The 18,241-nt window shown below is 70.5% G+C and carries 17 protein-coding genes and 1 pseudogene; 16 read left to right on the forward strand and 2 right to left on the reverse strand.

What is annotated here, in order from left to right:
* Window positions 1–367: 367 nt before the first annotated feature.
* Both ABEA15_RS22165 and ABEA15_RS22170 read left to right on the forward strand, forming a co-directional pair.
* Window positions 368–2,488 carry a hypothetical protein gene (locus ABEA15_RS22165; protein ID WP_345558774.1) on the forward strand — a complete coding sequence of 707 codons (2,121 nt, stop codon included), beginning with the start codon at window positions 368–370 and terminating at the stop codon, window positions 2,486–2,488.
* A gap of 131 nt (window positions 2,489–2,619) precedes the next feature.
* Window positions 2,620–2,811 carry a hypothetical protein gene (locus tag ABEA15_RS22170; protein WP_345558776.1) on the forward strand — a complete coding sequence of 64 codons (192 nt, stop codon included), beginning with the start codon at window positions 2,620–2,622 and terminating at the stop codon, window positions 2,809–2,811.
* Between the two features lie 22 nt (window positions 2,812–2,833).
* Here the strand turns inward: ABEA15_RS22170 and ABEA15_RS22175 are convergent, their stop codons facing one another.
* Window positions 2,834–3,316 carry a hypothetical protein gene (locus ABEA15_RS22175; RefSeq protein ID WP_345558778.1) on the reverse strand — a complete coding sequence of 161 codons (483 nt, stop codon included), beginning with the start codon at window positions 3,314–3,316 and terminating at the stop codon, window positions 2,834–2,836.
* 167 nt (window positions 3,317–3,483) lie between these two features.
* Window positions 3,484–4,242, reverse strand: a complete 759-nt coding sequence (locus tag ABEA15_RS22180; RefSeq protein ID WP_425579435.1) for a DUF2637 domain-containing protein — start codon at window positions 4,240–4,242, stop codon at window positions 3,484–3,486.
* A gap of 1,323 nt (window positions 4,243–5,565) precedes the next feature.
* Here ABEA15_RS22180 and ABEA15_RS22185 point away from each other — a divergent pair.
* From ABEA15_RS22185 to ABEA15_RS22250, 14 genes and pseudogenes are all read left to right on the forward strand, one after another.
* Complete coding sequence (locus ABEA15_RS22185; RefSeq protein ID WP_344141493.1) at window positions 5,566–5,991, forward strand: VOC family protein; 426 nt, start codon at window positions 5,566–5,568, stop codon at window positions 5,989–5,991.
* 62 nt (window positions 5,992–6,053) lie between these two features.
* Window positions 6,054–6,314, forward strand: a complete 261-nt coding sequence (locus ABEA15_RS22190; protein WP_345558824.1) for an RDD family protein — start codon at window positions 6,054–6,056, stop codon at window positions 6,312–6,314.
* Window positions 6,315–6,668: 354 nt separating this feature from the next.
* Complete coding sequence (locus ABEA15_RS22195; RefSeq protein WP_345558782.1) at window positions 6,669–7,709, forward strand: YihY/virulence factor BrkB family protein; 1,041 nt, start codon at window positions 6,669–6,671, stop codon at window positions 7,707–7,709.
* Window positions 7,710–7,822: 113 nt separating this feature from the next.
* Window positions 7,823–8,053 (forward strand): annotated as a pseudogene (locus ABEA15_RS22200) (PadR family transcriptional regulator); the annotation flags it as partial.
* A 1,106-nt stretch (window positions 8,054–9,159) separates the two neighbouring features.
* Complete coding sequence (locus ABEA15_RS22205; RefSeq protein ID WP_345558828.1) at window positions 9,160–9,342, forward strand: hypothetical protein; 183 nt, start codon at window positions 9,160–9,162, stop codon at window positions 9,340–9,342.
* On the forward strand, window positions 9,339–10,001 hold the full coding sequence (locus tag ABEA15_RS22210; protein WP_345558784.1) for a glycosyltransferase family 2 protein: 663 nt from the start codon (window positions 9,339–9,341) through the stop codon (window positions 9,999–10,001). The genes ABEA15_RS22205 and ABEA15_RS22210 overlap by 4 nt, the downstream gene beginning before the upstream one ends.
* Window positions 10,002–10,347: 346 nt before the next feature.
* Complete coding sequence (gene guaD / locus ABEA15_RS22215) at window positions 10,348–12,654, forward strand: guanine deaminase (protein WP_345558786.1); 2,307 nt, start codon at window positions 10,348–10,350, stop codon at window positions 12,652–12,654.
* Window positions 12,655–12,924: 270 nt separating this feature from the next.
* Window positions 12,925–13,581, forward strand: a complete 657-nt coding sequence (locus ABEA15_RS22220) for a hypothetical protein (protein ID WP_345558788.1) — start codon at window positions 12,925–12,927, stop codon at window positions 13,579–13,581.
* A gap of 258 nt (window positions 13,582–13,839) precedes the next feature.
* Entirely contained in the window at window positions 13,840–14,661 is an 822-nt protein-coding gene (locus ABEA15_RS22225) for an SAM-dependent methyltransferase (RefSeq protein WP_345558790.1), read from the forward strand.
* A 41-nt stretch (window positions 14,662–14,702) separates the two neighbouring features.
* A complete protein-coding gene (locus ABEA15_RS22230) occupies window positions 14,703–14,987 on the forward strand; it encodes a hypothetical protein (protein WP_345558792.1) in 285 nt (94 codons plus the stop codon).
* A 91-nt stretch (window positions 14,988–15,078) separates the two neighbouring features.
* Window positions 15,079–15,489 (forward strand): VOC family protein, encoded by a 411-nt coding sequence (locus ABEA15_RS22235; protein ID WP_345558793.1) that lies wholly within the window; start codon window positions 15,079–15,081, stop codon window positions 15,487–15,489.
* Between the two features lie 73 nt (window positions 15,490–15,562).
* Window positions 15,563–16,036 carry a nitroreductase family deazaflavin-dependent oxidoreductase gene (locus tag ABEA15_RS22240; protein ID WP_345558794.1) on the forward strand — a complete coding sequence of 158 codons (474 nt, stop codon included), beginning with the start codon at window positions 15,563–15,565 and terminating at the stop codon, window positions 16,034–16,036.
* 592 nt (window positions 16,037–16,628) lie between these two features.
* Window positions 16,629–17,489, forward strand: coding sequence for an SAM-dependent methyltransferase (locus ABEA15_RS22245; RefSeq protein WP_345558795.1), 861 nt, complete (start codon window positions 16,629–16,631; stop codon window positions 17,487–17,489).
* Window positions 17,490–17,722: 233 nt separating this feature from the next.
* Window positions 17,723–18,214, forward strand: coding sequence for an N-acetylmuramoyl-L-alanine amidase (locus ABEA15_RS22250; protein ID WP_344141325.1), 492 nt, complete (start codon window positions 17,723–17,725; stop codon window positions 18,212–18,214).
* Window positions 18,215–18,241: the final 27 nt, after the last annotated feature.

An 18,241-nucleotide genomic window follows, 5' to 3' on the forward strand; every position in this document is an offset into this window, starting at 1 on the left:
CACGCCACGCCGTACACCCTCCGAGCAGCCCGAACACCAGGTTGGCAAAGGCTCACTGCCCCCGCCACCGATGTCAGTACAGAGAGAATGTCCAGGCCCGCGGGTTAGTTGAAAGTTAAACGCTCCCTTTGCTTGCATGCCGCGGAAACCGACTACTCCTCCGGACACATCTCCAATGTCGATCCTGGCCTCGCGTACCGGTACACCGACTCACCGGCCCTTTGGCCCTCCGAACGCGCGCCCCGCATCGGGTTCTCCCAGATCAACACCCGCTTCGCCACCTACCGCGTCTCGCCCTTCGATCCCGGAAGGCATGGCCGCGACCGCTGTGAGGACGGCAGAATCGTCGTATGCGACGAACACGGGCGTGGATACGCACAGTCTCTTCGGCGACCTTGCTGGCGGTTCTGGGCGCATCCCTGGTGCGACCCGGCCACGTCGCACCTCCTCGATTCCGGTGGCGGTGACCCCGATGGTCGACAACCGGATGAGCGGCATCCACGGGGCCTCGATCCAGGCCGGCGTCATCCACGGGTCGGTCACCGTGCACTCCCTGCCTACTATGCCGGTGCCCGGGTGGGTGGGCACGGCCCTGCCCGTCCACCAGTGCGATGCGCGCGAACTGGGCGCCCACAACGCTCTCCCCGGCTCCAAGGGTGCAGGGCTGCCTCCCTACGTGGTCAGGGATGTGGACGGCGAACTCGACCGGCGCCTGGCCGCAATCGCGGAGGCGCAGCGTGGCGGGCTGGTGCTGGTGGCCGGGGCCTCGACCGCGGGCAAAACCCGCGCGCTGGTCGCCGCGCTGGACCGCACAGTGCCCGACCGGATGCTGGTGGCCCCGCCCGAGGACGCCGACCTGCGGCCCCTGCCCGCCTGGCTCCAGGAGAGGGCCGCGCAGGCACCGCGGGGCTGGGTGGTTTGGTTGGACGACTTGGACCGCCACTTGGGCGCCTCGGGGCTGACTCCGGCACTGGTCGCCGAACTCGGCGGGGCCGGGGCGGTGGTGGCCTCCACCATACGACGGGACCAACTGGAGGCCCTGCGCCCGAGCACCACCGATCAAGCCTCTTCCTCGGAGGGGTTCGGGTATGCGGTGCTCAAGACCCCGGCCGTCGTGGTCGAACGCCGGTGGAACCCGCAGGAGCGCGAGCATGCGCGTATCAGTGGCGATGAGCGTCTGATCCGAGCCGCAGCTGATGAGCGGTTCGGGGTGGCCGAGCAGTTGGCGGCGGGCCCCTTGCTGGAGCCGATCTGGCTTAGCGGCCCCGACAGCGGCCACCCCCGTGGCTACGCGTTGGTTGCCGCTGCCGTGGGCCTGGCCGCGGCCGGGCTGTCGAGCGGACTGACCCGAGAGCAGCTTCATGCCGCCCACGGCGCCTACCTACCCGACCCGCCGCCCCTGCCGGAGGAAGCCGATCAGGCCTGGGCATGGGCCACCCGTCAGCGAAGCGGGCTGGCTGGATTGCTGGTGCCCGTCGACCACGACGGCCACCGATGGAGGGCCTTCGACTACCTCACCCCCCAGAGCCCCTTGCCCGACGCCGTGTGGCACACAGCTTTGGGCATGGCAACCGACCAGGACCTGTTCTCTGTCGGCCTAACGGCCTACAACGCCGACCGGGACGACATAACCGAGGCAGCCATGACTACATTTGGCGACGACTTCGAAGGAATCGAATTCGCCGACCCGGCAGATTACGCCCATCTCCTGACCCCCGAGAGCACGATGTGCTGGTGGTGCCAGACACGGTCGGCCACCACCGGAGAACACAAGTTCAAACGCACCAACCTGGCCCGCCTGATGGGCGATGGCCAGGCACTGGTTTGGGGAGACGGAGAACAACGGCGCGAAATCCGGGGAAAGAGCGGACTCAAACGGGACCGCTACGATGTGATCAAGTTCCCCAAGTCGATGTGCGCACCGTGCAACAATGACGCTTCCCAGCCTTTCGATAACGCCTACGACACCTATGCGCAGTACGTCGAGACGCACCTACTGCGAATCATGCCTGGAATTGACCTGGGAGAGGTGTACGGCACCCGATGGCGGAAGAAGTCCTTAGATCTGGCCCGATACCATGCCAAGCACTTCGGGTGCCGAATGGTCAGGGACCGCTTCCCCGTGCCGCAGTCGCTGCGCGATTTCATGGACGGCGCAGAGGACATGTCCGATGCTCATATGGTGATCATTTCCACTGACTCCGTCAATAAATCCTATGGTCAAGGTATGTCGATCAGCCCAACAGTACCCTCGGTATCCCGCGACATGACGAGGTTTACGTCCTGTGTCATGGCCGCTTACATTGGCCCCATTGGAATCAGGTACGAGTGGGTTGCCGACGGGATCCCGGACCACGAGAGAGATCAGTTCTTTCATCACCCGGGTCCGGTGATCAACTACTTCCGGAACGAGAAAGACATGGTGATGGGAGAGACTCGAAAGCCTGGTCGTCTTGCACGCTTCTTGCAGTGGGCGAACAAGCCCTGAAATTCGCGGCCCCGCACGGCTACGTCTGCGCAGTTCCGGGCACCGACTCGGTCAATCCCGGATGAAGACCGAGATCTGGTGGTCACGGGGGCGAGACTGGCAGAAGTCCCGCAACGAGCGAGAGTGATCCCATGTCCTTCGAGCGATACGGCCCCAATGTCATCGACATCAACGGGATGGTGATGCTGCTCACAACAACCAGCGGCGGCGTTGCGGTCCACCTGACCGCCGCAGCGCAAGAACCGGACATTGGCCGGGAGGCCGTGTGGGACTTCTACTTCGACAGCGACCATCGCGCCAACACGGTAGCCGTACGACCGTGAGGCCTTGCTTGAGCCGCGATGGTCACAGACCACCCATTGCGGACGCCAGTGGGCGATCATGGTTGGTGGTGACGGTGGTGCCATCGGCCGACACGGCGAGGTTGCCTTCGCTCCGACATGCCGCCGCTGTCTCGCTCTCATCGACCGGCACTTCCCCAAGCCCGCCCCCGACTCCCGCCTGACCCTCGTGGCACAGGTTGCGGCTGACGTGGTCGTGGACCAGCGAGGTTTTGTCGAGATTCACGCTTTGCCCGGCGACCAACAAGATGCCCTCCGAAAAGCGGTCCGGACCCTGGTCCGCAAGTGAACAGGTCATCAAGTTCGAACGCACCCGTCTAACGGTGTTCTCTACGTTGAGTGCCAGGCGATCCACGACCAGCGAGCCGAGCAATACATGCGTGAGGCCGCCGATGCCATGGACGCGGCCTTTAAGGGTGAGCCGCTGCCTCAGCGAGAACGGGACTGGGTGGTCTCCTGGGTCGCCTGGGACGTCACTTGAGGCCACGATCCGATCTCGCATTTTCGGGCGGTGCTGCCCAAGACCGCGTACCCCACACCGGCTAACGGATACCGCAGCGCGGACGCATCGATCGTCGATCGGTCCGCATGGGATTCCTCGGGTCACTTGCCCTACTGAGATGGTGGAGAGGGGGCCGACTCGGACCGATGCCGTCACGGGCCGGCACCCGCGGACGAGAGGCTGGGCTCGCCGACATGCTCCGCCGCTACATGCTCATTGCCCAGGCCGCCCGCTTCACCGAACTGCTTGACCATCCGCCCCCATCGTTCTCGACGGCCGAACGCTGCGGCGATCTCCTTGCCGGTCGGCAGCGTTCCGTCGGTCCGGCGATGCCTCAATGCCCAGGTCCACGCCTGGTGCTGGATCAGCGGCGGGCCCCGGTCGGCCCTCGCGATATCACCGAACTCGCCCGGGTTCGAGCCGGGCTCGGTCTCCACTACCTGCAGGTGCCGAGCCTTCGCCTCCTGTGCGCCGTCATGCGGCGTTGCCGTCGCAGACGTCTGCTGCTCCGCGGCCGTTGCACTTCCGAGTCCCTGGTCTGCTGCGGACATGGCGGGGTCCGTATGGTGCTGAGCCCGTGTATCCGCGCGGAATTGCCGCATCAGCAGTTCGTAGGAACCGATCAGCGCGGCCGAGGGCCACGCGTGGATCACCCGCGACCACATCGTGGGATCGGCCACCGCGATGTTGGCGGCGAGGGAGGCCGCACTGCCGATGATCAGCAGCGTCCACGGCAACACTCCGCCGCGGCGTCCTTGGCGGGCGTCGTTGAGCAGCGCCATGGAGGACGCGATGATCATCCCGTCCACGGAGATCGGGAACTGCGCCGCTCGCCACGTCGGCTCCCCGTGGCGCAGCGCCAACTCGAACATGTGGGCGAAGGACACCGTCGCGGCGTTGAGCGCCAGCACGACAACGGCGGTGATCGTGATCCAGTGGGGCCAACGCGGCGACCTCATGCCGCATCACCACCATTCCCGTCTCGGCGCCGCGATGGCACTCGGCAATACCGGCGGGCAAACGGGACCGGCGGGGGTGATGCTTCCTGGCTGCTCGGATCGGGAGGTTGCACTGCCGAGTCCGCACCTGCGCACTGCTGCAACGGGGTGGAGTTGCGAAGGCTCTTCATGGACGGCGATTCCCTATGCATTCGGCGACGGCGGCCCGCAGCCGGGCTCTCCTCCGACCGCGTGTGCCGCTACGGATGGCCATGGACGCCTACTCGTCTAGCCTCTGACGGAGCTGCCCTGAGCTGCGGAGCTGTCAGGGTACGAGCTGTGAGCCCGATATTCACGGGCATCGAATGCCGTTCATCCTTGGTCGCCCTGCGAGGGAAAGCGCAATGATGACGCAGCGCAGTCAATCCGCAGGTTGCTGCGAGAGGGCTTCTGGTGGCTGTGTCGAATACGTGCTGAAGAACCGAGGAACCCCAAACTCAGATACGCTCTGACCAGCGAAAACATTTGGATAAGGGATCCCCCTACGGATCAGAAGGTTGGGGGTTCGAATCCTCCCGAGCGCGCCGCAGGTCACAGACCTGAACGAAGGCCCTGAGCAGGGAAATCCGGCTCGGGGTCTTCGTTGTTGTGTACGGCTGTATGCGGCGGAGCCGGTGGGCTACCGCTGTGCTGAATGTGTGCTGAAGTTCTGAGTGCCGAGTCTGCACGCAGCGTGCGCAGTCGGCACCGCCAAAAATCCCTTGGTCATCGGGCGGCTCCGACGGGTGGGGCCCGGCGCCGTACAGCGCGCGAGGGATCCAGAGCCCCTTCCGAGGAGTGTTGCGGCCGATGTGATGGAACTCTGCGCAGCGGCAAGAGTCGTGGCCGAGGACCCGGTACACGGATATGCGGCCTGCGGCAGTGCCCCCGGGAACGTGCGCGGGACTCTCCTCACCGGACCGGCGCAGGCGCGCGCAGCGCGGTGGATCCGGGCGGCCCGGCGAGTATCTGCGGACCCGCTTGCCGAAATGGTCCTGCGGACGCACGGCCCCAACCCCCCGGACGACTTATATGGCCCGGCGCCGGGGCCGCGACGCGGACACCGGGACATGCCTTCGAAGTCCGAGCTGTGCGGCGGGCTGCTCGCTGAGACTCGATGGTCCTAACAGCATGGGAATCCTCGGAGCAGCCATGCGGCCCGGGATGTGGAGAACGGCTTATCGGCTCCGTCTCAGAGGTGGATGCGGCCACCGTGGCCGCACCGAGCGAAGGAGGTCCAGCGTGGCGATCCAGCGGATGGACAACGTACTCATCGTGGTCGACGATCTTGAAGCCGTTGTTGCGTTCTTCGTCGAACTGGGCATGGAGTTGGAAGGCAAGGTGCCGCTCGAAGGGCGCTGGGCGGAACGCGTCATCGGGCTCGAAGACGTCCGGCAGGACATCGCCATGCTGCGGACCCCGGACGGCCACGGACGGGTAGAGCTGGCGAAGTTCCACCGGCCGCAGGCCATCAGCCCCGAGCCGAAGGACGCGCCGGCGAACACGCTGGGCATCCGCCGCATCATGTTCGCGGTCGACGACATCGAGGATGTGATCGCCCGCCTGCGCGCCCACGGCGCCGAACTCGTGGGCGAGCTGGAGCGGTTCGAGGACAGCTATCGGCTCTGCTACGTCCGCGGCCCCGAGGGCATCATCGTCGGACTGGCCGAGCAGCTCAGCTGAAGGCCGTCGCGTTCGGCGCGGGGATCCTGGTGGCGTTCGGCGGCGTTTTCCTCTAACGCTGGCTGCCCACCGCCCGCCGCGGCCAGAGCCTGGGCAAGCGGATCGTCGGCATCCGCGTCGTCTCCCGCGCCACAGGCGAGGCCCCCTCCGGGAAGCAGGCGGCCAGCCGCGAAGGGGTCTTCGTCGCGCTCTACCTGACCTGCATGATCGGCCACGTCGTCAGCATCGTCATGGCGTACAACGACGAGCGCACCTTCCGCAGCCTGCAGGATCGCGCCTCCGGCACCCGGGTGATCACAGGCAACCCGCCGACGCACCCGTAATCCCCGCATCCCGGCAGAGGCCTCGGGCCGTTCGGCAGCCTCTCCGTCCGCCTCCCGACCTCCGCTTACAGACGGTTGCCGATGCAGTCTCGGGGTAGCGGAATCCGGGTCGGCGAAGCCGCGCCGAGGCGTGCCCGCGCGCGGGACGGTCCCGCCGACCTCGTCGGGACGGGGAGGACCGCCTCGCAGAGCCGCCGCCTAGGCCGAAGCGCTGGACGGCGAGTGCCGCAAGCGCCCGCCCCGCCGTAGCGGTCCGCGTTCCGGCGAGGACCGGCCGCGCCGGGTCGGGCGGGCTGCGGCAGCGTCGTAGGGGGCGGTGGGGCCGCCCACGCAAACCGGATAGGGGGACCGACGATGGCCGGAAGCCACCACCGGAATTCCCAGGACGCGCCCGCGAGCCCGGAGGCGTCGGCGCCGACCGAACTGCCCAAGCGCTCGTGGATCGGGGCTCTGCGGCGCACCTTCGGCGAGTTCCGCAGAGACAACCTGACCGATCTCGCCGCCGCGCTGACCTACTACGGGCTCCTGTCGATCTTTCCCGCGATCCTGGTCCTGGTCTCGCTCCTGGGGTTCGCCGGGCAGTCGGCGACGCAAGCGCTGACCGACGGCCTCTCCGCGGCACCCGCCGATGTGGCCGGCTTCCTCACCACGATCATCGAGAACATGCAGCGCAACCGGGCCTCGGCCGGGATATTCGGGTTGATCGGCCTGGCCGTCGCGCTGTGGTCCGCCTCCGGATACATCGCGGCCTTCATGCGCGCCTCCAACGTCGTCTACGACGTCCCCGAGGGGCGCCCCATCTACAAGACCCTGCCGATCCGGGTCGGGGTCACGCTGCTCATGGTGATCCTGCTGACCGCGGCTGCGGTGGCGGTCGTCGTCACCGGCGGCCTCGCCGAGCAGGCCGGGCGGCTGCTGGGCCTGGGGCCCGTCGCCGTCTTGGCATGGCGCATCGCGAAGTGGCCGGTGCTGCTCCTTGTCGTCGTATTCATGATCGCCCTGCTCTACTGGGCCTCCCCGAACGCCAAGCGGGGGTTCCGCTGGGTCAGTGGGGGCAGTGTGCTGGCCGTCGTGATCTGGCTGCTGGCCTCGGGCGCGTTCGCGTTCTACGTCGCGAACTTCGCCTCCTACAGCAACACCTACGGCAGCATGGCGGCGGTGGTCATCTTCCTCGTATGGCTGTGGATCACCAACATCGCGATCCTGCTCGGCGAGGAGTTCAACGCCGAGATCGAACGCGGCAGGGCACTTGCGGCAGGGCGGCCCGAGGGCGAGGAGCCCTTCGTCGAGATGCGCGACGTGCCCAAGAAGGAACGTGGGCCCAGCGGCGCCGCGGGCGGCCGGCACAGCGGAACGTCGTCATCCAGCGGGCCGTCGAAGCACGGCCGCCGCTGAGACACACGGCCCTCCGCACTCGCAGCCACCATGGCTGAACAACTGCTCGATGTCGGCCGGGCCACCCGCGGTAGGGGCTTCCCGCCGTAACATTCTAGTACCAGAATACCGACGTGGAACTGACCCGCGCTGAGCTGACCGTCCCGGGTCTGCTCGTCGAACGTCCTCGGCACGGCTACGACCTGGGGCAGGTGATCGAGCGCCGAGGCATCCGGCAGTGGACGGACATCGGCTTCTCGTCGATCTACTACGTGCTCACCAAGCTGGAGAGGCGCGGCCTGGTCCAGGTGCCCGAGGCGCCCTCTGCGGCGAAGTCGCGCCGCGTCTTCCAGGCCACCCCTGCCGGATGCGAGGCCGCGAGGCTCAACGCGCTCGCTCTCATCGAGGAACCGCGCCCGGTAGCGCACCCGCTTCTGATCGGCGTCGCCAACCTCCCGCTCCTCTCGGAGCACGAGTACGCCCAGGCGCTGCGCACTAGGCTCGCGCAGGTCGAGGACCGCAGCACCGCTGTCCGCGAATCGCAGCAGGGGCAGGCTCCCCTCCCGCCGCCGGCGCGCGAGGGGTTCTCCTATTCGCTGAGCCTCCTCGAGGCGGAAAGGTCGTGGCTCGCCGGCCGAGTCCAGGTGGTGCCCGATGACGGACGCCCCTGGTCCCGCACCGTCGAGGGGGGTTGCGGACTCCGCTGGCGCTGGCCGCTGCCGATACGGCTCCCGAGCCCAACGGCGGGTTCTTCAGCGACTCCCGTCCGGTCGCACCGTCGGCCCTGGCAGGTGACGACCAGCTCGCCCGCCTCGTCTGCGAGCGAACGGCCCGCCTGCTGGAGACCGCTCCGCTCGCACGAGCGGATACCGGCGGTGGCGCTGTTACCAGCGGTTACGCGACGGCGTTTGCCCTCGGACCCGAGGGGCAGAGGTGACCGGGTGGAACACGCAGGCAGCGCAGGAGCAGCGATGGCCGGGTCCGGGGCGCAGGGGACGCGGCGTTCGCATGCCGGAGCGGATACCGACGAGCCGCGCGATGGGCGGGGGCGCCCCCTCGGGGTCGCCGACCGGCTGGTGCGCGAGATCGACGACGGGCGCCTGGATCTTCCGCTGCCCGGATCCGGGAACACGTGGCGGCGCTGGGCGGCGCTGCGCGACCTGGGGCGCCGCGACCTGGCTCTGGCGCGCCTGGCGGAGGGGCACTGCGACGCTGTAGCCGTGTTGGCCGAACTCGGCGGCCCGGTTCCCGAGCCGGGCAGCGTGTGGGGGGTGTGGGCGGCCCATCCGCCGGGCCCCGACGTGCACGCGCAGCCGGACGCCGGGGCCGCCGGGTGGCGGCTGAGCGGCGTCAAGCGGTTCTGCTCCGGTGCGCGGGTATGCCACCCACGGGTTGATCAGCGCGCTGGTGGGGGACGGGGACCGGCGCCTGGGCCACAGGTTCACTGCTCCCGGGCGGGGACCTGGTCGCGGTGCACTGGCGGCATCCGGCACCCGACCACGCCCGCTCCGGCGACGAAGCGCACCGCGCGCTCGCCGAGCACGGCAGGCTCGCGCACGCCGCCGCGCACATCGAGGCGGACTTTCTGATCGACGTCTACACCGCCGGGCCGGGTGGGGCGCCCTCACCCGCCGAGCGGGAAGGCCTTGGGTGATCCGGGCGGCGGCCGTGGTCGTCCCGGCCCACGAGGAGGCCGCGACGATCGGACGCTGTGTGCGTGCGGCCGCCGCGTCCCTCGCGGCGTGCGGCCTCTCCGCGCAGCGGTGCCACCTGGTCGTGGTCGCCGACGCGTGCACCGACGCGACGGCCGAACTCTCCCGCGTCGGAGCGGCGCGGGCGGTCGGCATGCGCGCCGCCCTGGAATGCACGTGCGGGGAGCGGCCCCGCAGCGTGTGGCTGGCCACCACCGACGCCGACAGCACCGTCCCCCGCCACTGGCTGGCCGAGCACCTCCGCTACGCCGACGCCGGATGGGACGCGGTGGCGGGCACGGTCACCGTCGACGACTGGTCGATGCGCCCGCCCGGCCTGGCGACGGCGTTCGCCGAGGCCTACAGCTTCAGCGACCGCGAGCACCCGCACGTGCACGGCGCCAACCTCGGGGTTCGTGCCTCGGCCTACGTCGACTCCGGGGGCTTCGGAGCGCTCCCCCACGCCGAGGACCACGCGCTGGTCACCGCCCTGCACCTCCGCGGCCACAGCATCCGCCGCCCCGCAGACCTGCCGGTGGCCACCTCGGCCCGCGAGGACGCCCGCGCCCCGGGCGGCTTCGCCGACCGGCTGACCGCGCTCGCGCGGGCCCGCTCCGAGTGACGCCGCCGGCGGCGCGCGGCATGCCGCCGGGGATCCGCCGCGGCCGCCGCGGTAATGCCGGGCGCCGGTGCGGCCCACGCCGGAATCGCATTCTACCGCCAAACCCACCAAAACATCATTTTCCTGCTATGCCGACTCCGGCGACAAAAAAGATGAAAAACAGCCAGGAGAACGCATATCCATATTCCAGCCCTCCAAAACAATGACCGAATCGCAGTGCGCCGATTATTTGCCACCTTGTTTTGGGATAACTGGATTGCGCGTTCCGGGATGCTCAGGATCCCGCCCTCAGGAACCGCTCCGTGCCGTCTCCCCTGCGGACGACGGACTCTTGTGGAGGTGACAGTTGGCCCGTTCGGACATCCCCGATACCGCCCACGAACTCGACGACTCCCGTTGCGGCAACCCGGAGAGCCCCGACAGGACCGCCCCCGAATCGACCGTCGCGCTGCGGGGCCGACTGCTGTGGTTCCGCGACGACCCCTTCCTCGTCGCCGGCGAGCACGCTATGCGCTACGAGAGCGACGGCCTCCTCATCTGCGCGGACGGGAGGATCCAGCACTGCGGGCCCTACGAGGACGTCAAGCGGCACCTGCCGCCGAACGTCACCCCCGTCGACCACCGCGACAGGATCATCACGCCCGGTTTCGTCGACACCCATGTGCACTACTCCCAGACCGCGATGATCGGCGCCTTCGGGGAGAAGCTGATCGAGTGGCTGCAGAAGTACGTGTACCCGGAGGAGGCGAAATTCTCCGACCGCTCCTACGCCGCCGAGATCGCACACCTCTTCTGCGACCAGCTGCTGCGGAACGGCACCACCACCGCCCTCGTCTTCTGCACGAGCCACCCGGAATCGGTCGACGCGCTGTTCGAGGAGACCAACCGGCGCGGAATGCGGGTCGCGGCCGGAAAGGTGCTCATGGACCGCAACGCCCCCGAGGAACTGCTCGACCGGTCCCCGGAGGAGGCCTACGAGCAGTCCCGGCGACTGATCGAGCGCTGGCACGAGGCTCCGGGCACCCGCGGCGTCTACGCCGTCACGCCCCGGTTCGCCGTTTCCTGCACCGGGGACCTGCTCCAGACCGCCGGGGAGCTGTGGAAGAGCTCCGAGGGCCTGCTCATGCACACGCACGTCTCGGAGAACCCCGACGAGGTCTACCAGGTGCGCGGGCTCTTCCCGGAGCGGTCGGGCTACCTCGACGTCTACCACCACTACGGCCTGCTCGGCGCTCGCGCGGTGCTGGCGCACGGCGTCCACCTGACGGCCGGCGAGATGGACACCTGCAGCGCCACCGGCGCGGCGATCGCCCACTGCCCCACCTCGAACCTGTTCCTGGGCAGCGGAGGCTTCCAGCTCCGCCATGCCAAGAACCCGCGGCGGCCGATCACCGTGGGCCTGGGCACCGATGTGGGCGGCGGGACGAGCTTCTCGCCCTTGAGCACGATGAACGAGGCGTACAAGGTGGCCGCCCTCGGCGACTACCCCCTCGACGCGGTGCGAATGTTCTACCTGGCCACCCGGGGCGGCGCCGCGGCACTGGGCATGGACGACAGGATCGGTTCCCTGGAGCCCGGCTACGAGGCCGACATCGCCGTTCTCGACCCGAAGGCCACCCCGCTGCTGGCTCGGCGCACCAGGGACAGCCGCGAGATCACCGACGTGCTGTTCGCGCTGTCCATCCTGGGCGGCGACCAGGCCGTGGCGGAGACCTACGTGGCGGGGCGGCTGTCCTACAAGCGCGACACCGAACCCGCTCCGCAGCCGAGGATGACGAACCGCACCCTCGCCTGGAGCCGCTACGACTGGGAGAGCGGCGAGTGGCTGCACGACCGGCACACCTCGTTCGACGGACACCTCGCCCCCGCCGTCGACGCCTACGCCGGCGGCCTCCACTGCCTCTACAACTCCCCGACGGACAAGCTCCAATGGACGACGTTCACCGGGACGGAGTGGAGCGCACCCGTCGCCCTCGGTCCCCAGGGCGGCACCAAACCGGCCGCGGCGGCCTACAGCGGCAAGCTGTACTGCGGCTACGTCTCGTCTACCCGGGCGCCCTACCTGCTCGCCTACGACGCCGAGACCGGCGAGTGGAGCCGCCCCCAGCGCCTCGACACCGCACCCCATAGCAACCAGCCACCGGCCATGGCCGCCTACCACGGACTGCTGTACGTGTTCCTGCGCGACCGCGAGCCCGACGGCCACCTCCACTGGGCCGCCTACGACGCCGAGCTCGACCGGTGGAGCGCGTGGGAGCGGCTCTGGCGGACCGGCTACGATCCGGTGGCCGCGGCGCCCTTCGCCGGGCGGCTGTACGTGATGTACTCCCCCGGCCAGGCGTCGGACGGCCGGTACCGGGACCTGCGATGGACCTCCTACGACTCCGCGAACGGCTCGTGGGAGGAGCACAGGGTCCTGTCCGGCACGATCGACACGGCCCGCCCCGCGCTCGCGCCCTACAACGGGCTGCTGTACGCCTCCGGCAACCAGTGGGTGGGCAACGAGCTGCGCAACTGGACCGCCGAGCTGGGACCCGACGTCCGGGTCTGGACCACCCCGGAGCCGAATCCGCGCATCAACCCGTCCACGATGTACGGGCTGGGACTGACCGCCTACGAGGGGCTGCTCTACGCGGCCCACTTCGCCACCTGAACCGTCGGCGGAGCATCCGTCCCAGCCGGCGCCGCGGCCCGCGGCCGCCGCCGATGCCGATCCCCGCACCGGCGGCGGCCGAAGACAGCGGGGCAGGCCCCGAGCTGCGTCGCCGGGCCGGGGCCTGCTCGCCGCACGAGGGCTCGCGGGGTTCCGCGGCTCGTTCGCGCCGCCGCGGCGGCCGGATCCCTGGCGGGTTCCCGGGCGGTGGGGGACCATGAGGCGCGGAACGTAGGAACCGGGCGGGCACGGGACGGAGCTGAGCGGCGGATGAGGGGGCTGTTGGCCGGCGCGGCGGTGGGCCTGCTCGTCCTGGCCGGATGCGGCGGTGCGCAACCGGGCGACGCCCGGCCCTCGCCGTCGGCCGCGGAGGAGACCTCCCAGGCGCCCGTCCAGGGCGTGGAGCCGACACCGCCGATCGCACTCGACACGGTCTGCGACCTGCTGATCGACCAGTCGGCGATGCCGCACGACGGCGAGCTGGAGTACATCGACGCCAGAGGCGAGTCAGGCGAGTTCTGGGCGGGCTGCCACATCGAGCCGGCCGACTGGCCGGCCGCGCTGGAGTTCGGCCACGCCGCCCGCGACGACCTGGCGCTCCAGTTCGCGAACGAAGCGGCCCTGGGCGTGGCCGGGCACGAACCGTACGAGACGGGCCCACCGGCCGCGGACTACCTGACCGACGCCCGGTCGGACTTCCTCCCGGTGCCTCCGGAAGGCTGGCCGGACGCTGCGGCAGGGCTCGACGGCCTCGAAGAGGGGCACTGGTACGAGTTCGTCTTCGTCGCCGAGCTGCCGCAGTCGTGGATCGAGCACAGGATCCAGTTCTTCGTGCCGGGCTCGGACGGAGGCGACCTGGAGGACTACCGGGAGCCCGCCTACGAGGCGTTCACCGCCTACATGGACGCACTCGCGGCCGAGCTGTGACCGGCCGCCGTTCGCGATCGGCTCGGCGCCGCGGGCCCGCTGCGAGTGACGCCGCCGGCGGCGCGCGGCGCGGTCGGCCCCCGCGTGGTGTGCACGCGCCGACCGGATCGCCGGTGCGCCCCCGCGTGTGCGCGGCGCGGCGGAGTTGCCTACTCTCGGAGTCGACGGATCCCAGCCGAGGGCGGGCTTTCGGACGCGGCCGCGTCGAAGGCCCCGTCGCATGGGATGGCCCTAGACCGCCGACCGAGGCAGGTACCCATGACAGACGGCTCCTCCCGGCCCTCCCCCGCCGAGTCCGGCAACCCGGCGCAGCTCGACACCACGGTCGCCCACTCGGCGCGGATCTGGAACTACTGGATGGGCGGCAAGGACCACTACCCGATCGACCGCGAAGTGGGCGACCAGGTGCGCGCCTCCTTCCCGGAGATCGTGGACCTCGCGCGCACCAGCCGCGAGTTCCTGGTCCGCGTCGTGTCCCACCTGGCCGGCGAAGCGGGGATCCGCCAGTTCCTCGACATCGGAACCGGGATGCCCACCGTCAACAACACCCACGAGGTGGCCCAGGGGATCGCGCCGGAGTCCCGGGTGGTCTACGTGGACAACGACCCGCTGGTGCTAGCGCACGCCCGCGCACTGCTCGTCGGCTCCCCGGAGGGCGCCACCGACTACATCGACGCCGACCTGCGCGAGCCCGACACCATCTTGCAGCGCGCCGCCGCGACCCTGGACTTCGACCGGCCCATCGGGCTCATGCTCATGGGAATCCTGGGGCACATCCCCGACGGCGACGTGCTGCCGATCGTGCACCGGCTCGTGGACGCCCTTCCGTCCGGCAGCTACCTGGCGGTCTACGACGGCACCGATACCAGCCCGGCCTACAACGAGGCCGTCGCGCGCGGCAACGAGCAGGGCGCCGTGCCCTACCTGCTGCGCAGCCCGGACGCCATCGCCGCCCGCTTCGACGGTCTTGAGCTGGTCGAACCCGGCGTGGTCCCGTGCCCCCTGTGGCGCCCCGACCCCATCGAAGTCGGCACTCGGCGGGGGATGGACCAATACGGCGGAGTGGCGCGCAAGCCCTGACAGCGGAGCCCGGGAGCATCGCCCCAGATGCGGAGGGCCGGATGGCGGCGCGACGGCGACACACCATCACCACCCGCGCGCAGTACGCCTGGGTCTGGGTCGTGGTCGTCCTGGCCTTGGGCGTCGTGCTGCTGCACACGGCCACCGCCCTGAGTCTGCTGCTCGCCGGTGAGACCGTCGAGGCCGTCACCTGGCTGCCGATCGTCTACAGCGCGATGCCCGTGGTCTGGGGCACCGCGGTGCTGATCCGCTACCACCGCTCGCCCACGCCCCCGGAACCGGAGGAGACCGAGCCGCCCGCCATCTGGTGGCCGCGCGAGCGGTGAGCGGGCCGCTCGGTCCCGGCCGGACGGCCGGGCGCCGGACCGGTCAGGAATCGAGAAGCGCTGCGCACCGCCCCTGTCTAGCGTTGTCAGCATGAAGATCGCACTCCAGTACTGCCAGATCACCGTCTCCGATGTGGACGAGTCGCTCGGCTTCTACCGCGACGCGCTCGGCCTGGAACTGCACAAGGACGTGGGGGCCGGCCAGTCCCGCTGGGTCACCCTCGGCAGCCCGGTTCAGCCGGACCTCGAATACGTGCTCTCGGTACCGCACGCCGGCCGCTCCGAGGCCGACGGCGACGCCCTGGGGGAACTGCTCGCCAACGGCGTTCTGCCGATGCTCGTCTTCAGCACCGACGACTTCGACTCGGCTTTCGAGCAGGTGCAGGCGTCGGGCGCCGAAGTCCTGCAAGAGCCCATCGACCGGCCCTGGGGCGTTCGCGACTCCGCGTTTCGCGACCCCTCGGGCAACACGGTGCGGATCCAGCAGCCGATCCGCGCGTAGCGCCCCACTGTTCGAGTCCGTCCCGCGGGCGTACAGGCGCCGCGGGGCGGACGGACCGACCGGAGGTAGTCCCATGGCACGGAACCAGCAGGCAGGAAGCCGCAGCGAGCGCAAGCCCGGAACCCCCGGACCGGTGTCGCGGTGGGTGCAGCAGAAGATGAACGCCCGGATGAGCCGCAAGGTCCGGGGAGGCCGCGGCGCATTCATGGGCATGGACGTGCTCGTACTGAACACGGTGGGCCGCCGCAGCGAGCAGCCGCGGGAGACCCCGCTGGCGTGGTTCGCCGACGACGAGGACGGCTGGCTGGTCGTCGCCTCGGGCGGCGGTAGCCGGCACCCCGACTGGCACGCCAACCTGATGGCGCACCCCGAGCGCGCGTCGGTCGAACTGCCCGGCCGCGGCGCCGTACCGGTGGTGCCGCACCGGCTGAGGGGCGCCGACCGCGAGCAGGCGTGGCAGCGCATCACCGAGGCCCAGCCCCGCTACGGCAAGTACCAGGCCAAGTCCGACCGCGAGTACCCGGTCGTCCGGCTCGTCCTCCGCTGACCGCCCGCTCAGCGCGGCCTCCGGCGGGCATCCCGGTCCCGGCGGACCCGGGGGGCGCGGGAGCGGTGAAGCCCGCGCCGGCCGGGCCGGCGGAGAGCGGTTCGAGCAGGCGCCCGGCGGTTGGCCGGGCGATCCGGCCCGCGCTGTGGAGGCGTTCCCGGAGGTCGTTTTCGAGCGCGTCGCCGACCTTGCTGTACCGGGCGGCCGCCTGATCGCGCAGCCGGCCGCCCGGTCGGCGGCGCTGACCCCGCAGAGCCGGGACCGCGTCCGCGGCCTGGTCGCCGAGCAGCGCGAACGGGTCCCGCGCCGTAGCGCGTCCGGGGCCGGCCCGCGAGCAGGAGCAGCGGCGGCCCGCCGGACGGCGGGGCGTGGACGCGGCCCTCGCGGACCGCCGCCGAGCGCCGGGTCCGCCACGCCGATCCCCGTGTCCGCGGGCCGTCCCGATCCGCCGATCACCGTTCGTGGGGCTGCGATCACGGATAGACTGGCCGCCCCGGCGGTGCCGCGCCCCCACACGGCACCGGGTTCACACCCCCGACGACGTCAGCGAGCGCCCGTTCCGCTCTCGGCCCCTGAACTCGGAGACCACCGCATGCACGACAGCGACTTCGCCACCTCCGACACGGTCCCGCCTTCTCTCCCGGGGATCGACCTGTCCCGCCCCTCCATCGCGCGGATGTACGACGCCGGTATCGGCGGCAAGGACAACTTCGAGATCGACCGCGAGGCGGCCATCGCACTCGAGGACCTGGTCCCGGGGACCTTCGCCATGGCCCGCGCCAACCGCGACTACCTGTCGCGCGCCGTCGACCACGTCGCGCGCTCGGGCGTGCGCCAGTACATCGACCTCGGCTCCGGCCTGCCGACCATGGAGAACACCCACGAGATCGCGCAGCGCCACCACCCCGGCGCCGGCGTGGTCTACGTCGACAACGACCCGATCGTCCTGGCCCACGGCCGGGCGCTGCTCGCCGAGAACGAGTCGACGACCGTGATCACCTCCGACCTGTGCGACGTCGACCGGGTGCTCGGCGACGCCGACACCGAACGCATCATCGACTTCACCGAGCCGGTCTGCGTCATGCTGGTGTCGCTGCTGCACTGCCTCCCCGACGACAGGGACCCGTTCGGCGTCGTGCGCGCCTACTTCGACCGGCTGGCGCCCGGCTCGTGCCTGGTCTACAGTCACATCGTCTCCGACGACGAGGAGGCCGCTCGGTCCTTCACCGACCGCGTGCACTCCTCCGGCGCCTACTGGGGCCGGGTGCGCACTCCCGACGAGGCGTCCCGGGCGTTCGAGGGGATGCGGCTGGTCTCCCCGTCGCCGAGCGGGGACTTCCCCGCGGTCGCCGTCGACTGCTCGACGTGGCGCGTGCCGGGGGTCGAACCCCAGCGCCGCCCGGCCGACGCGGAGGTCCTCATCTGGGAGCACGCCGGGGTCGCCTTCGTCTGACCGCCGCGCGCCGGCGGCCGCGCCGGGGCGGGGGCCCGCGGCGCTCACCCCTGCGCGGCCGCCCGGCCGCTGCGCCGGGCGGCGAGGGAGCGCGGCATCGGGACGCCGGCACTGCGGCGGGCCGGGCGGCCGAGACGCAGGCCTGCGGCCGCGAACCCGCGGCCGCAGACCGCAGACCGGGGACCGGGAACGACCGTCTGCACACCGCCACCGCGAAATGCCAGGGTCGACGCATGCCACAGGTCCACATCATCGCCAGGTCCGCGTGGGGCGCCCGCGCCCCGCGCGATCGGAGCAGCGTCTCGTGGGACGCCCGCACCGAGGTCGTCGTCCACCACTCAGCGGAGCCCGCCATGCAGACGGTCCGCTCCATCCAGGACTTCCACATGGACGGCCGCGGGTGGTCCGACATCGGCTACAACTTCCTCGTCGACGACGCCGGCAGCGCCTACGAAGGGCGCGGATGGCTGGTGGCCGGTGCCCACGCCCTCGGCCACAACACCAGCGGGATCGGCATCTGCTACATCGGCCAGAACGACCCCACCTCCGCCGCGAAGGCCGCCATCCGCGCGCTCTACGACGAGGCGTGCGACCGCGCGGGGCGGCGGCTGGCGGCCAAGGGCCACCGCGACGTCAACAGCACCACCTGCCCCGGCGACCACCTGCACGCCTGGGTCCACGACGGCATGCCCGCAGAGGGGCCCGGAGGAGACCGGATTCCCTGACCGGCCTGCGCACGGGCGAAGGCGAGC

Source organism: Streptomonospora halophila (assembly GCF_039542725.1).
Lineage (GTDB): Bacteria > Actinomycetota > Actinomycetes > Streptosporangiales > Streptosporangiaceae > Streptomonospora > Streptomonospora halophila.

What these genes read in the sequence shown, in the direction of transcription:
- ABEA15_RS22170 (WP_345558776.1), top strand. Translation starts at nt 2,620, where the DNA reads ATGTCCTTCGAGCGATACGGCCCCAATGTCATCGACATCAACGGGATG.
- ABEA15_RS22185 (WP_344141493.1), top strand. Translation starts at nt 5,566, where the DNA reads ATGGACAACGTACTCATCGTGGTCGACGATCTTGAAGCCGTTGTTGCG.
- ABEA15_RS22195 (WP_345558782.1), top strand. Translation starts at nt 6,669, where the DNA reads ATGGCCGGAAGCCACCACCGGAATTCCCAGGACGCGCCCGCGAGCCCG.
- ABEA15_RS22220 (WP_345558788.1), top strand. Translation starts at nt 12,925, where the DNA reads ATGAGGGGGCTGTTGGCCGGCGCGGCGGTGGGCCTGCTCGTCCTGGCC.
- ABEA15_RS22225 (WP_345558790.1), top strand. Translation starts at nt 13,840, where the DNA reads ATGACAGACGGCTCCTCCCGGCCCTCCCCCGCCGAGTCCGGCAACCCG.
- ABEA15_RS22230 (WP_345558792.1), top strand. Translation starts at nt 14,703, where the DNA reads ATGGCGGCGCGACGGCGACACACCATCACCACCCGCGCGCAGTACGCC.
- ABEA15_RS22235 (WP_345558793.1), top strand. Translation starts at nt 15,079, where the DNA reads ATGAAGATCGCACTCCAGTACTGCCAGATCACCGTCTCCGATGTGGAC.
- ABEA15_RS22240 (WP_345558794.1), top strand. Translation starts at nt 15,563, where the DNA reads ATGGCACGGAACCAGCAGGCAGGAAGCCGCAGCGAGCGCAAGCCCGGA.
- ABEA15_RS22245 (WP_345558795.1), top strand. Translation starts at nt 16,629, where the DNA reads ATGCACGACAGCGACTTCGCCACCTCCGACACGGTCCCGCCTTCTCTC.
- ABEA15_RS22250 (WP_344141325.1), top strand. Translation starts at nt 17,723, where the DNA reads ATGCCACAGGTCCACATCATCGCCAGGTCCGCGTGGGGCGCCCGCGCC.